Raw genomic sequence first — 13,577 nt, forward strand, 5'->3', positions numbered from 1 at the left:
TTATGTGAAGCAGTTAAAAATCTGTTATGCCCGACACGTCAGTCAGGCGTTGCCGGACGGGACCTCGCGGACCCGGTGCGACAGGGCCATGACGCTCCTGCCCGTTTTGCAGCATCTTTCTGCGTGATGAAATGAAACCTCGAAAACTTTGTAACTCTCACTAAACATTCCAGTTACGCTTATGGCATAGCTTCCCGCTGCCCTGTCAGCAAGGGTAAATTTGATCCCCCTCGCAAAATGAAACATTTCTTCTGTAATCGTATTTTATGAAAAATGCATTTGTTTATAATCCTCTGACATTTCAGTTCTTCAGGTAGCCTTTTCCGTTACGTCACGCCTTTTTAGCGCGGTGCCGGACTCTGCTACTGCCAGCACGTTGAGGAAGGTTTATGGCCACCATCAAACTGACTACCGCACAGGCATTAGTTAAGTTTCTCGATAATCAATACATTGACGTAGACGGCACAGAGACAAAGTTTGTAAAAGGCATTTTCGCCATTTTCGGTCATGGCAATGTGTTGGGACTGGGACAAGCGCTGGAGCAGGACAGCGGCGATCTGGTGGTCTATCAGGGGCGTAATGAACAAGGGATGGCCCACGCCGCAACGGGCTTTGCCAAACAGTCTTTGCGCCGCCAGATTATCGCCTGTACGTCGTCCGTAGGGCCCGGCGCCGCCAATATGCTGACGGCCGCCGCCACTGCCAACGCAAACCGAATTCCTCTTCTGCTCCTGCCTGGCGACGTCTTTGCCACCCGCCAGCCCGATCCGGTCCTGCAGCAGATTGAGCAGCCCTGGGATCTGAGTATCAGCACCAACGACGCCTTTCGTGCCGTCAGTAAATACTGGGACCGCGTCAGCCGTCCGGAGCAATTGATGAGCGCCTGTATTAACGCCATGCGCGTCCTGACCGATCCGGCTGAAACGGGTGCCGTCACGCTCTCTTTACCGCAGGATGTTCAGGGTGAAGCCTGGGATTATCCGGATTATTTCTTCCAGAAACGCGTTCATCGTCTGGATCGGCGTCAACCCACCGTTGCCCAGCTCGAAGATGCGCTGAAGCTCATCATCCGTAAACGTAAGCCATTAATTATCTGCGGCGGAGGCGTGAAATATTCCGGCGCAGGCGAGGCGCTGCGTGCATTTGCCGAACGCTATCAGATTCCGTTTGCTGAAACCCAGGCGGGAAAAGGTACCTTATTATCTGATCATCCTCTCAACGTCGGCGGCGTGGGTGAAACCGGCTGTCTGGCGGCCAACCTGCTGGCAAAAGAGGCCGATCTGGTGATAGGCATTGGAACGCGCTACACCGATTTCACCACCTCGTCGAAATGGATCTTCCAGCATCCTGATGTGAGCTTTCTGAATGTCAACGTCAGCAACTTTGACAGTTATAAGCTCGATGGCGTGCAGTTGCTGGCCGACGCACGTGAAGCACTGCTGGCGCTCAGTCATGGACTGGTTTCACAGCACTATGCCAACGACTGGGGCGATCAGATTGCCCTGGCCCGGCAGCAGCTGGAAGACGAGACACAGCGCGTTTATCACATCACGCCCAACGATACCGCCTTTGAGCCTGAGATTGCCGATCACCTTGACCGAAAAGCCGTCTATGCCGAATTTAACCGCCTTACGCAGTCTCTGCTGACACAAAGCAGCGTAGTGGGCACGCTGAATCAGCACCTGCCTGCCGATGCCGTGATCGTGGGCGCTGCGGGCAGCCTGCCCGGCGACCTGCAACGCGCCTGGCGTACGCGGGGTTATAACGGCTATCACCTTGAATATGGTTACTCCTGCATGGGGTACGAAGTGAATGCGGCACTGGGCGTCAAACTGGCGCAGCCTGAGCGAGAGGTTTATGCCCTGGTGGGCGATGGCTCGTTCATGATGCTGCATTCCGAGCTGGTGACCTCCCTTCAGGAAGGGGCGAAAATCAATGTGGTTCTGCTGGATAACATGAGCAATGGCTGCATTAACAACCTGCAAATGGGGCACGGCATGGACAGCTTTGTTACCGAGTTCCGTTTCCGTAATCCGGACGGTGGCAAGCTCGACGGCGGACTGGTTCCGGTGGATTTTGCCGCCATTGCCGCCGGTTATGGCTGCAAAACCTATCGCGTCAGTACGCTGGAGCAGCTTACCGCCGCGCTGGAAGACGCAAAAACGCAGCGCGTTTCCACGCTGATTGATATCAAAGTGCTGCCCAAGACCATGATTCACAACTACTTCAGCTGGTGGCACGTTGGTGTGGCACAAACCGCCCACTCGACGCGCGCGCAACAGGTGGCGAACACGCTGAATACGCATCTGGCTCAGGCCCGTAAATACTGATTTCCGGGCCGTCTGACGGCCCATGTTTCTACTCTCCGATTTAACCCTACAGGTGTAATTATGACATTGAAACTTGGTGTGATTGGAACAGGTGCGATTGGTCAGGAGCACATTCGCCGCTGCAACAATGTCTTACAAGGGGCAAAAGTGGTTGCGGTATCCGATATCAATGCGGAAGGCGCCAAAGCCGCGCTGCAACGTCTGAACAGTGATGCAGACGTATGCGAGGATGGCTTCGCAGTCATTCAGTCACCCAACGTGGATGCCGTGCTCGTCACCTCCTGGGACCCGACCCATGAAGCGTTCACGCTGGCTGCCATTGAGGCGGGCAAACCGGTCTTCTGTGAGAAGCCGCTGGCGATGAGCGCTGAAGGCTGTCGTCGTATCGTGGACGCCGAGATCAAACACGGCAAACGTCTCGTACAGGTCGGCTTTATGCGCCCCTACGATGCCGGTTATCGGGCATTGAAAAAGGTGATTACCGATGGTGATATCGGTGAGCCGCTGATGCTGCATTGCGCGCACCGCAACCCGACGGTGCCGGAAAACTACAACACCGAAATGGCGATTACCAATACGCTGATCCACGAGCTGGATGTCCTGCGCTGGCTGACCCGTGACGACTATAAAACCGTGCAGGTGGTGTTCCCGCGCGTCAGTTCTAAAGCCCGTCCACACCTGAAAGACCCGCAAATCGTTCTGTTTGAAACGCAAAAAGGGATTCGCATTGATGTGGAGATCTTTGTGAACTGTACCTACGGCTACGATATTCAGTGCGAAGTCGTGGGGGAGGAAGGTATCGCCAGACTGCCCGAGCCGTCATCGGTACAGTTACGTAAAGACGCCAAACTGTCCAATACCATTCTGGTCGACTGGAAAGATCGCTTTATTGAGGCATACGACGTTGAGCTACAGGCCTTTATCAACGACGTAAAAGCGGGCCAGTTAACCGGTCCTTCCGCATGGGATGGTTTTGCCGCCTCGGTCGCTGCTGACGCCTGTATCAAAGCGCAGAAGAGCGGCGCGATCGAACCCATTGAAATGCCCGCCCGTCCGGCATTTTATAACTGACTACTCTCGCCTTCAGGCAGGTAACTGATGAACAATCAAAAGGTTAAGCTGGCGATCGCGCCCATTGGCTGGACGAATGATGATATGCCCGAACTGGGCAGCGAAAACACCTTCCAGCAAACGGTCAGTGAAATGGCGCTGGCCGGGTTCACCGGCAGTGAAGTCGGCAGTAAATACCCACGCGATCCTGCGGTTCTGAAACCGATGCTGGAGATTCGCGGTATTGAGATCTGTAACGCCTGGTTCAGCACCTTCTTTGCACAGGGCGACAAAGCGAAAACGATTGAGGGATTCACCGAGCACATGAATTTCCTCTTCGAGATGGGCGCCCGGGTGATTGGGTGCTCTGAACAAAGCAAGAGCATACAAGGCACGACGCTGGCGGTGCTGGACGATAAGCCCGTGTTTAACGACGATGAATGGCAGCGCACGGCGGAAGGCTACAATGAACTGGCCGCGATCGCCGCCCGTAAAGGCATGCGCGTCTGCCTGCACCATCACATGGGCACCGCTATCCAGACGCCAGCAGAAATTGACCGTTTTATGGCCATGACGAACGATACTGTCGGCTTACTTTACGACACCGGCCATATCTACTATTCCGAAGGCTCACAGCAGGCCATGCTGGCGGTACTGGAAAACCACTTGCCACGTATTTTCCACGTGCACCTCAAAGATGTGCGGGATGACATCGTCGCTGAAGTCAGAGATCAGCATCTGTCTTTCCTGGACGGCGTAAAAAAAGGCACTTTTACCGTGCCGGGCGATGGCGTGATCGACTTTAAACCCGTGTTTAAAATCCTTGATGATTACGGCTATCAAGGCTGGATGGTGGTGGAGGCAGAGCAGGATCCCGCGCTGGCGAATCCATTTGAGTATGCGGTGAAGGCACGAAAATATATTCGCGAGCACACCGGGCTGTAAATTCACCCTGACGCAGGACGATATGCATAAGGCTGCCCCAGAGCAGCCTTTTTTCAGCCCGATCGCACCGTTTGACGACGAATCTGTGAGTCATTTCATAAACCAATGAAATAAATTATGCCTGAAAAACAAACAAATGAAATTTTCCATCCATCTGGTATCATAGCGATTCTTATCCAGCCACGCTTTCCGCACATGAGCCGACGTAATGAGCAATAACCCTTCCCAACTTTCACTGCTGCAGGACGAGATTCGTCGCCGTTATGAAACGCTGAGTAAGCGTCTGAAGCAGGTGGCTCGTTATATTCTTGATAACAGTAACAGCATCGCCTTTGATACCGTCGCGTCTATTGCTCAGCAGGCCGATGTGCCGCCTTCGACCCTGATTCGCTTTGCCAACGCCTTTGGTTTTAGCGGCTTCAACGAAATGAAACAAATTTTTCGTCAGCATCTGATGGAAGAGACGGTTAACTACACCGAACGGGCACGCCTGTTCCGCCAGACCGCCGCAGATGACGCAGCGAACGCGCCTGAAAGCCCGGCGGAAATTCTGAATGTCTTCACCATGGTAAACAGCCAGGCGTTGCAGCAACTGGCGATGCAGGTGAGCCCGGAGCAGTTGAACAAAACGGTGCAGTTACTCAATGATGCCGAGAACGTCTATGTTATCGGCCTGCGTCGCTCGTTCAGTGTCGCCTCCTATCTGGTTTACGCCCTGCGCCATCTGGAGCGCCGCGCCTTTCTGATTGACGGGTTAGGCGGCATGTTCACTGAACAGCTGACGCTGGTGAATCCGAAAGACGTGGTGATTGCTATCAGCTGTTCGCCTTACGCCCGCGAAGCGGTAGAAGTGGTTGAGCTGGGCGCCAGGCGAGGTGCCCGCCTGATTGCGATTACGGACAGCCAGGTGAGCCCTCTGGCCGCGTTCAGCGACGTTTGCTTTGTGGTGCGGGAAGCCCAGGTTGACGGTTTCCGCTCTCAGGTGGCGTCACTCTGTCTGGCTCAGTCGCTGGCGGTTTCCCTGGCACTGAACAATGCCCGGACGCCCCCCGCATCCTGACGATCGCGCCACCTGACAGGGCGGCGTAGCCTGCGCCGGTCAATCAGAGACGGCCTCGTCAGGTAACAGACAGAGCCTGTCGCCGAACACCGTTCTCTGGTCAACTTACAGGTATCATCACGCAATAAAAAAGGCAGCGAATAGGGCTGCCTTGTCAGTTCTCGCCACGGATTAACGTCGCGGATAACTGTCGCTGTTAACCCAGGCGTGATCGTGCTCCCAACTGAACTTCCACAAACGTACCGGCCCCGCCATGACGTTAAGGTAGTAATTGTCGTAGCCTGCCAGCGTCGCCACAGGATGATAGCCGCGCGGCACCATGACCACATCACGGTTATACACTGCCATGCACTCATCCAGCGAACGGTCGTCAGTATAAACGCGCTGCATGGCAAACCCCTGCTCGGGTTGAAAACGGTGGTAATAGGTTTCTTCCAGATAGGTTTCGTGTTCGCTGTTTTCCTGATCGTGTTTGTGGCTCGGGTAAGAGCTGGTATTGCCCTCATCGGTATACACTTCCACGACCAGCAGGCTCTCTGCCGGTTGAGAGTCCGGCAGAATATTATGCACCAGGCGCTGATTTTGCCCTTTGCCCCGCCGTTCAACGCCAACATCCTCCGGCGCAATCAGGCGAGCGGGCAGCTTGCCGCCCTGCCCGGGTGCCTGGCAGACCGCCAGCTCAAGATCGCTTTCAGCCTGTACCCTGACGTCATCATCATGAGGAACATACACAGAATAAGGCGGCGTGCGCTCAAACGGTGACAGACGTTTGCCGATATTCGGGAAACGTGCGTGGCGCGTGGTGACGGAAGCCAGCCCCGCGACCAGCACCAGGCAAAGTTCGCTGTCGCCACTTTTCAGGTCGAGCGTTTGCCCTTTTTTCAGCAGATAGGATGAAAAACCGACATAACGCCAACCGGCGCGCGCTGGCGTCACCTGCTGAATGCAGCCGTTATTGTCGGGCTGTTTTACCTTCGAAAGTAAGGCCATTCGCCTCCTCCTGTTTTGCGGTCCTTCACCTGACAACCCGCGCCCCTGTGTGTGGAACGCTGCGTCAGTGGTGCAGGTGATTTAGCCTAACGTTGGCATGCTGAATTCGGACACCGTTTGCTGACCGCTTGGCCAACGCACGGTGGCGGTTTTCATGCGGGTGTAAAAACGCACGCCGTCTGGCCCGTGCACGTTTAACGCACCAAAGACTGACCGTTTCCAGCCCCCAAAACTGTGGAAGGCCATCGGCACCGGCACCGGCACATTGACGCCGACCATTCCGGCCTCAACATCCTGCACAAACTCCCGCGCGGTATGGCCATTGCTGGTAAAGATGGCGCTGCCGTTACCAAATTCGTGGCTGTTAACCAGCTTCAGGGCACTGTCGTAATCCGGCGCGCGCATAATGCTCAGCACCGGACCAAAAATTTCCTCACGCCAGATGGTCATCTCGGCGGTAACGTTATCGAACAGCGTACCGCCGACGTAGTAGCCCTCTTCGAAACCGGCGACTTTGTGGTTGCGGCCATCAACGACCAGCTTCGCCCCTTCCTGCTCGCCCAGATCGATATAGCCCAGCACTTTTTTCTGGTGTGCCGCAGAAACCACAGGCCCCATTTCATTTTCATCGCTGCCTTGCTGGATTCCCGGCCCAACCCGTAATGCGTTGATCAGCGGTGTCAGGCGCGAAATGAGCTTATCGGCGGTATCGTTGCCCACTGCAACGACAACCGGCAGCGCCATGCAACGCTCGCCCGCCGAGCCAAATGCACCGCCCATAATCGCGTTTACCGTGGCGTCCAAATCGGCGTCTGGCATAACGATGGCGTGATTTTTTGCCGCGCCAAAAGCCTGAACGCGCTTACCGTGCGCACTGGCCGTTTTGTAAATATGCTCGGCCACACCGGATGAGCCAACGAAGCTGACGGCGGCAATACGCGGATCTTTATAAAGCTGTTCTGCATTGTCATTGGAACTGTGCACGACATTAAACACGCCATCCGGCAGGCCCGCCTCCTTCAACAGCTCGGCCATGCGCACCGATGCTGACGGATCCAGCGCAGGCGGCTTGAGAATAAAGGTGTTACCGCAGGCCAACGCAATCGGGAACATCCACAACGGCACCATCGCCGGAAAGTTGAAGGGCGTAATCCCTGCCACGACGCCCACCGGCTGCATCAGCGAGTAACTGTCTACGCCACCGCCTACATTCGGGGAATACTCGCCTTTAAGCAGGTGCGGAATACCACAGGCAAATTCGATGACTTCGATACCGCGCGTCAGCTCACCCAGCGCATCTGACCAGACTTTGCCATGCTCAGACACAATCAGCGCCGCCAGTTCATCGCGGTGCTGCTCCATCAGAGCTTTAAAATTGAACATGATGCGTGCGCGGCGCAACGGGGAGGTTTTTGACCAGGCAGGAAAGGCCGCATGTGCCACATCAATCGCCTGAGCCACTTCATCTGCGCTGCTTTGCGTGAGCTCACGGATAACCTTGCCGGTTGCCGGATCGAACACAGGAATGGTTTCGTTGCTGGCGCTGAATGTGGTTTGACCGCCAATAAAGTTTCCTACGATAGTCATGATGTTGCCTCTTTGGTATGTACGGTTCCAGCGGGCAGAGCACAGAAGTGGCATGCTGGCTGGGCAGGAAAAGCCAAAAGCATGCTGGAAAACTATTACAATGGAATAAATTTTTCAAATGGATATTTTTGGAAAATTACTTTTTAGCGGCACAGATCGCATTTCTCTTTTCATAAAGGATTGACGCCTTCGCGGCGGCCATTCTGGCTCGTCATCGCTGACGGTGTAATCGGGGTCCCCATGACATTGTCGCTTCAGGGCGGTTTAACGCCTTTGCGGGATGAAAGGTTTTCGGCCTGACGGCATTAAGCAGCCCGGATATATTTCATCAATTTTAAATATGAAATATACATTTCTTTTTGCTGAGAGTCGGCCAGAAAAATGGCTGCTGGCCATGAGGACAGGTGTCTGGTGAAAAAACATCACTACGCACTAACGCAGTGCAAAAAAGGGCGTTAATCGTCATTTTATGAACCAATAATTTCTTAACTGCCCCATCAGGAATCATGTGTTTCACTTTTCCCGGGTGAGCGACGCGCTTCATCACAACATTATCGCTATGATTTTAAAGGCATTGATACCAGAGGAACGTTTATCAGATAAACCTGGCCTGCTTTATGCAACATCCGGTGACTTCCCCGCACTGAGATGAGATAACCGTGTCTGACGAAAAAAACAGTGGCTTACTGTACGGCCTTGATCAGCGAATTCCGCCTGTGCAGGCTTTTTTTAGCGCATCGCAGCATGTACTGGCAGGTCTGGTCGGGATTATCACGCCGCCTTTGCTGATTGGCACCGCGCTTGGTCTGGAAGCCTGGCTTCCGTATTTAATTAGTATGTCGCTCCTTGCTTCGGGCATCGGCACCTTTCTGCAGTCAAATCGCGTGTGGGGCGTGGGCGCAGGCATGATATGCATGCAGGGCACCAGCTTTGCTTTTCTCGGCGTCGCCATTTCAGGTGGCCTGTGGGTCAAAGCCCAGGGCGGCAGCCCTGAGGACATTATGGCGATGCTGTTTGGCGTCAACGCCGTGGCCGCGCTGGTTCCGGTTATCGTCAGCCGCTTTATTGATACCTTAAAACGGGTCTTTACGCCGGTCGTGACGGGAAGCGTGATTGCGTTAATCGGTATCAGCCTGATTAAGGTCAGCGTGATTAACTGGTGCGGCGGTCAGAATGCACAGGATTTTGCCAGCCTTAGCAACCTCGCCCTGGGGGCGTTGACGCTTGGCGTGATCGTGCTGCTGAGCTGTTCGGGGAACCGCTGGCTGCGTCTGTCATCCATCGTAGTCGGCATTCTCACCGGCTGCATCGCGGCGGCACTGAGCGGCAAATTTCAGGTGCATGGTTTGGGGGACAGCCTGTTTCGCCTGCCCGCGCTGTTTCCGTTTGGCTTTCACTTCAACAGCAGCCTTTTTGTGCCTGTAGTGCTGGTTTCACTGGTCTGCATCATTGAGGCGGTAGGCGATCTTACCGCAAACCACCTGATCTCCGGTAAGTCGATTACGGATAAAGCGTTCAGTGCGCGCCTGAAAGGCGGCATTCTGGCTGACGGACTGAGTTGTATGATTGCCGCCATGCTGAGTGCCTTTCCAAATACCACCTTTGCGCAAAACAACGGCGTCATACAGATGACCGGTGTGGCAAGCCGTTTTGTTGGCCGCTATATCGGTGTGATGCTGATTTTACTGGCTCTGTTTCCGCCGTTTAGCGAAGCGTTGCGTCAGATTCCCACGCCCGTCCTGGGTGGCGCGACCATGGTGATGTTTGGCTGCGTGGTAACGGCCGGCATTCGTATTCTCAGCCAGACAGCGCTGACGCGCAGAGAGATGCTGATTGTCGGCCTGGCCTTCAGCTTCGGCTTAGGGATTGAGTCCGTGCCTGCTGCCCTTTCCCATCTGCCTCCCCTGTTTGCGAACCTGTTTGGTTCAGCCGCCACCAGCGGCGGGATTGTTGCCATCGTGCTGAATATTCTGATTCCCGGCGGGCAGGAGCCGGTGCCACAGGACGCCACGAAAGAGGAATCTGCGCCCTCAGTGTAAGGCGGCGGCAGGCGCGTTTCATTGCGGCGGCATCGCTGTTGACAGCATATCGCCGTGACAGTCGCCATTGTCCGCCGCGGCATCAGGACGCTTAACACCCTTTCGCGTCCTGTTTCCCTCACCGTCTCGCCTCGCTTACCCTTTTCCTCAACGAATCCGCTTCTGATTTTTCCTTCAACTACACTTCAATCAGTTATTTATGCGTAGAGAGAACGAATGAACGGGTTGCAGCAGGAAAGAATTGGACAAAATATCTTAATCAAACTGGCGATGTTAGTGATTATCCTTGCCGGGATAAGAGCCGCTTCCGATATTCTGGTGCCGTTACTCCTGGCGGCGTTTTTTGCCATTGTGTTGAATCCCTTAGTCACGATACTGATGCGGCGCGGACTGCGGCGCGGGATGGCGATTACGCTGGTGATCACGGTCATTTTTGCTGTGATTTTGCTGCTGGGGGCCGTACTGGCCAGCTCCATGAGTGAGTTTTACGATCTCTATCCTCAACTGCGCACCATCATGGAAAAGAAAATGCTGGTCGTTCAGCATCTGGCGGCCAGCATTCATCTGAATGTCTCTACCGATGCGCTGGTTCAGCGCTTCGATCCCAACACATTGATGAATCTGGCCAGCGTGGCGCTGAGTGGTTTTTCCGGCGCAATGACCAATACTGTCCTGTTGATCCTTACCGTCGTCTTTATGCTGTTTGAAGTGCACCACCTGCCTTACAAAATGCGCAACTCGTTTGTGAACCCCAAAATTCGTATTGCGGGTTTACACAAAGCGCTTAAAGGCGTGACGCATTACCTGGCATTAAAAACGCTGATCAGCCTGATTACCGGTATCTCGGTCTGGCTGACGCTGTACCTGCTGGATGTGAAATTTGCATTACTGTGGGGCGTGGTAGCCTTTATCCTGAATTTTATTCCCAATATCGGGCCGATTATCGCCGGTATTCCCCCTTTCCTGCAGGCACTGTTGCTGAACAGTGTGTTTGACGCGGCGATGGTGGCGGCGCTGTTTACCGCCATTCATATGGTGTTTGGCAATATGTTAGAGCCGCGCATCATGGGGCGCGGACTGGGATTGTCGACACTGGTGGTCTTTCTGTCCTTGATCTTCTGGGGCTGGCTGTTGGGTCCGGTCGGTATGCTGCTCTCCGTACCGCTGACCAGCATTACAAAAATTTTGATGGAAACCACGCCAGGCGGAAGCCGGCTGGCAATCATGCTGGGCACCGGACGTCCTAAACCTGCCCGGCTGCTAACCAAGTAAACGCTGCTGCACATGCTGCAGATGCGCTCTCATCGCAGCCTGTGCAGCCTGCTCATCTCCCCCGACAATGGCCTCTGCAATGCACTGATGGTCGGCGTTCATTTCGTCAGCAAAGGTATTGTCGGCGTAATGGCGTTCCAGCCGACGAAAATGCGCGCTGTCGCGTTTGTTCCACAGGTTTTCCATCATCTCCCGCAGCAGATCGTTACCGCTCATCTCGCTAATCAAAAGATGAAAGGCTTTATCCTGTTCTATAAACGCCGCATCGTTTTCATTAAATTGCTGGAGACTGATGCTCATCGCCATGAGCCGCTCACGTTGCGCCTCACTGCCGTTACGCGCCGCCATTCCTGCCAGCAGACTTTCATAGGCTTCGCGCGCCTGTAAAAGATCCTGCAGGCTGAAATGTTCGGTGTCTTTGACCGCTGAGGGCTGAGGCAGGGTTTGGGCGACAAATACGCCCGTTCCGGTCTGGATAGTGACGTAGCCCGTCATCTCAAGCGCAATCAGCGCTTCACGCACGGACGAGCGACTGACACCCAACTGCTTTGCCAGCTCTCGCTCCGGTGGCAACGCACCGCCGGGTACGAAATCCCCACGCTGAATGCCCGCGATAATGGCATTGGCGATCTGTCGATAAAGTCGTTCAGTTTTCAGTACCGGTAGCACCATCACCTTCTCCTGTTATGGCCGTCTTTGCAGAATCCAGCCGGACGTATTTACTATGCTGCGATCCGGATCACGGCCTTAATTTACGCGCTAATTTACTCTTGGTCCAGCGGCCTGACCACTGGGCCACCCGTTCATCAAGGAGTAATAATGGAACATACATGGCGCTGGTACGGCCCCAACGATCCTGTTTCACTGGACGATGCTCGCCAGGCAGGTGCAACCGGTATTGTTACGGCACTTCATCACATCCCAAACGGCGACGTGTGGCCCGTAGCCGAAATCAAAGCGCGTCAGGCGCTACTGGCGGAAAAAGGACTCACCTGGTCTGTTGTTGAAAGCATTCCCGTTCACGAATCCATTAAAACGCAACGGGGCGATTATTCGCGCTATATCGCCAACTATCAGCAGTCGATTCGTAATCTGGCCGCCTGCGGGATCGATACCGTGTGCTACAACTTTATGCCGGTGCTTGACTGGACGCGTACCGATCTGGCCTGGACCTTGCCGGATGGGGCGAAAGCGTTGCGGTTTGACGCCGATGCGTTTGCTGCGTTTGAACTGTACCTGTTAAAACGTCCCGGTGCGGAAAAAGAATACAGCCCCGCCGAGCAGCAGGCCGCTGCTGCCTGTTTTGCCGCGATGAACGAAGAAGAGAAAGCCACGCTGGTGCGCAACATCATTGCGGGTTTACCCGGTGCGGAAGAAGGCTACACGCTTGAACAGTTCCAGGCCCAGCTGGCCCAATATGATGGCATTGATAAAGCCAGACTGCGCGAGCATATGGCCACCTTCCTGCGGGCTATTGTGCCAGTGGCAGAAGAGGTGGGCATCAAACTGGCGGTACATCCCGACGATCCGCCGCGTCCTATTCTTGGCCTGCCGCGCATTGTCTCCACCCAGGAGGATATGCAGTGGCTGAAAGAGACTGTCGACAGCCTGCATAACGGATTCTGCTTCTGTACAGGATCGTACGGCGTTCGCGAGGATAACCCACTGGTTACGATGGCCGAAACCTTTGCCGATCGTATTAACTTCGTGCATTTACGCGCCACAAAACGCGAAGCAAACCCCAACAGCTTCCACGAAGCCGCTCATCTGGCGGGAGACGTTGATATGGTTGGCGTCATCAAAGTCATTCTGGCTGAGGAGCAGCGCCGTCGTCGTGCAGGCAATCTACGCGCTATTCCTATGCGTCCCGATCACGGTCATCAGATGCTGGACGATTTGCACAAGCGCACCAATCCGGGCTATTCAGCAATCGGCAGGCTCAAGGGGCTGGCCGAGCTGCGTGGCGTAGAAGTCGCGCTGAAGCAAATCTACTTTCAGGATTAGCCCACCACGGTGCCGCTGGAGGGACGTGCCAGACCAGAAGCCATCGTGTTCGGTTGAGCCGGCGCATGTGGTTCGTGCCTGCGGCGTCAACGCCCTTTTGCTTTCTCCACCGCGCGGGGACATTCTTTTGCCCCGCGCGCACGGCTTGCCTGCCGGCCACAGGAACACTTAGCAGAAAATGTGAGTATTCACTTTCATCAGTACACTCTGTCATATGCCGTCTTTCACCCAATCCGGGCATGAATTTTCTGTCAATAAATTATGGACGAGGCCGATAATGACGATTATCGGAGGCAAAGG

General features: G+C 54.7%; 10 protein-coding genes. 7 read left to right on the plus strand and 3 right to left on the minus strand.

Annotated features, from left to right (window positions below; genetic code table 11):
- Nucleotides 1–389: 389 nt before the first annotated feature.
- The 4 genes from iolD (at nt 390) to G5574_RS12275 (ending at nt 5,385) form a co-directional block, all read left to right on the plus strand.
- Nucleotides 390–2,330 (plus strand): 3D-(3,5/4)-trihydroxycyclohexane-1,2-dione acylhydrolase (decyclizing), encoded by a 1,941-nt coding sequence (gene iolD, locus G5574_RS12260; RefSeq protein ID WP_164482672.1) that lies wholly within the window; start codon nt 390–392, stop codon nt 2,328–2,330.
- Nucleotides 2,331–2,390: 60 nt separating this feature from the next.
- Nucleotides 2,391–3,401, plus strand: coding sequence for a bifunctional inositol 2-dehydrogenase/D-chiro-inositol 1-dehydrogenase (gene iolG, locus G5574_RS12265; protein WP_033738232.1), 1,011 nt, complete (start codon nt 2,391–2,393; stop codon nt 3,399–3,401).
- 27 nt (nt 3,402–3,428) lie between these two features.
- Nucleotides 3,429–4,325, plus strand: coding sequence for a myo-inosose-2 dehydratase (iolE, locus tag G5574_RS12270; protein ID WP_006121068.1), 897 nt, complete (start codon nt 3,429–3,431; stop codon nt 4,323–4,325).
- Nucleotides 4,326–4,533: 208 nt separating this feature from the next.
- Entirely contained in the window at nt 4,534–5,385 is an 852-nt protein-coding gene (locus G5574_RS12275; protein ID WP_110268714.1) for a MurR/RpiR family transcriptional regulator, read from the plus strand.
- A 171-nt stretch (nt 5,386–5,556) separates the two neighbouring features.
- On the opposite strand, the gene iolB is transcribed toward G5574_RS12275, so the two are convergent.
- On the minus strand, nt 5,557–6,375 hold the full coding sequence (gene iolB, locus G5574_RS12280; protein WP_054632931.1) for a 5-deoxy-glucuronate isomerase: 819 nt from the start codon (nt 6,373–6,375) through the stop codon (nt 5,557–5,559).
- Between the two features lie 81 nt (nt 6,376–6,456).
- On the minus strand, nt 6,457–7,962 hold the full coding sequence (locus tag G5574_RS12285; RefSeq protein WP_164482673.1) for a CoA-acylating methylmalonate-semialdehyde dehydrogenase: 1,506 nt from the start codon (nt 7,960–7,962) through the stop codon (nt 6,457–6,459).
- A gap of 659 nt (nt 7,963–8,621) precedes the next feature.
- Here G5574_RS12285 and G5574_RS12290 point away from each other — a divergent pair.
- The gene (locus tag G5574_RS12290) at nt 8,622–10,001 is read left to right on the plus strand and encodes a nucleobase:cation symporter-2 family protein (protein ID WP_006121072.1); all 1,380 of its coding nucleotides are present in this window, start codon (nt 8,622–8,624) and stop codon (nt 9,999–10,001) included.
- Nucleotides 10,002–10,217: 216 nt separating this feature from the next.
- Nucleotides 10,218–11,273, plus strand: coding sequence for an AI-2E family transporter (locus G5574_RS12295; RefSeq protein ID WP_164482674.1), 1,056 nt, complete (start codon nt 10,218–10,220; stop codon nt 11,271–11,273).
- On the opposite strand, the gene G5574_RS12300 is transcribed toward G5574_RS12295, so the two are convergent.
- The gene (locus G5574_RS12300; RefSeq protein ID WP_039342744.1) at nt 11,262–11,945 is read right to left on the minus strand and encodes a FadR/GntR family transcriptional regulator; all 684 of its coding nucleotides are present in this window, start codon (nt 11,943–11,945) and stop codon (nt 11,262–11,264) included. The genes G5574_RS12295 and G5574_RS12300 overlap by 12 nt on opposite strands.
- Nucleotides 11,946–12,092: 147 nt before the next feature.
- On the opposite strand from G5574_RS12300, the gene uxuA reads away from it, so the two are divergent.
- Complete coding sequence (gene uxuA / locus G5574_RS12305; protein ID WP_164482675.1) at nt 12,093–13,277, plus strand: mannonate dehydratase; 1,185 nt, start codon at nt 12,093–12,095, stop codon at nt 13,275–13,277.
- The last annotated feature ends 300 nt before the right edge of the window (nt 13,278–13,577 follow it).

Source organism: Pantoea stewartii (assembly GCF_011044475.1).
Classification (GTDB): domain Bacteria; phylum Pseudomonadota; class Gammaproteobacteria; order Enterobacterales; family Enterobacteriaceae; genus Pantoea; species Pantoea stewartii.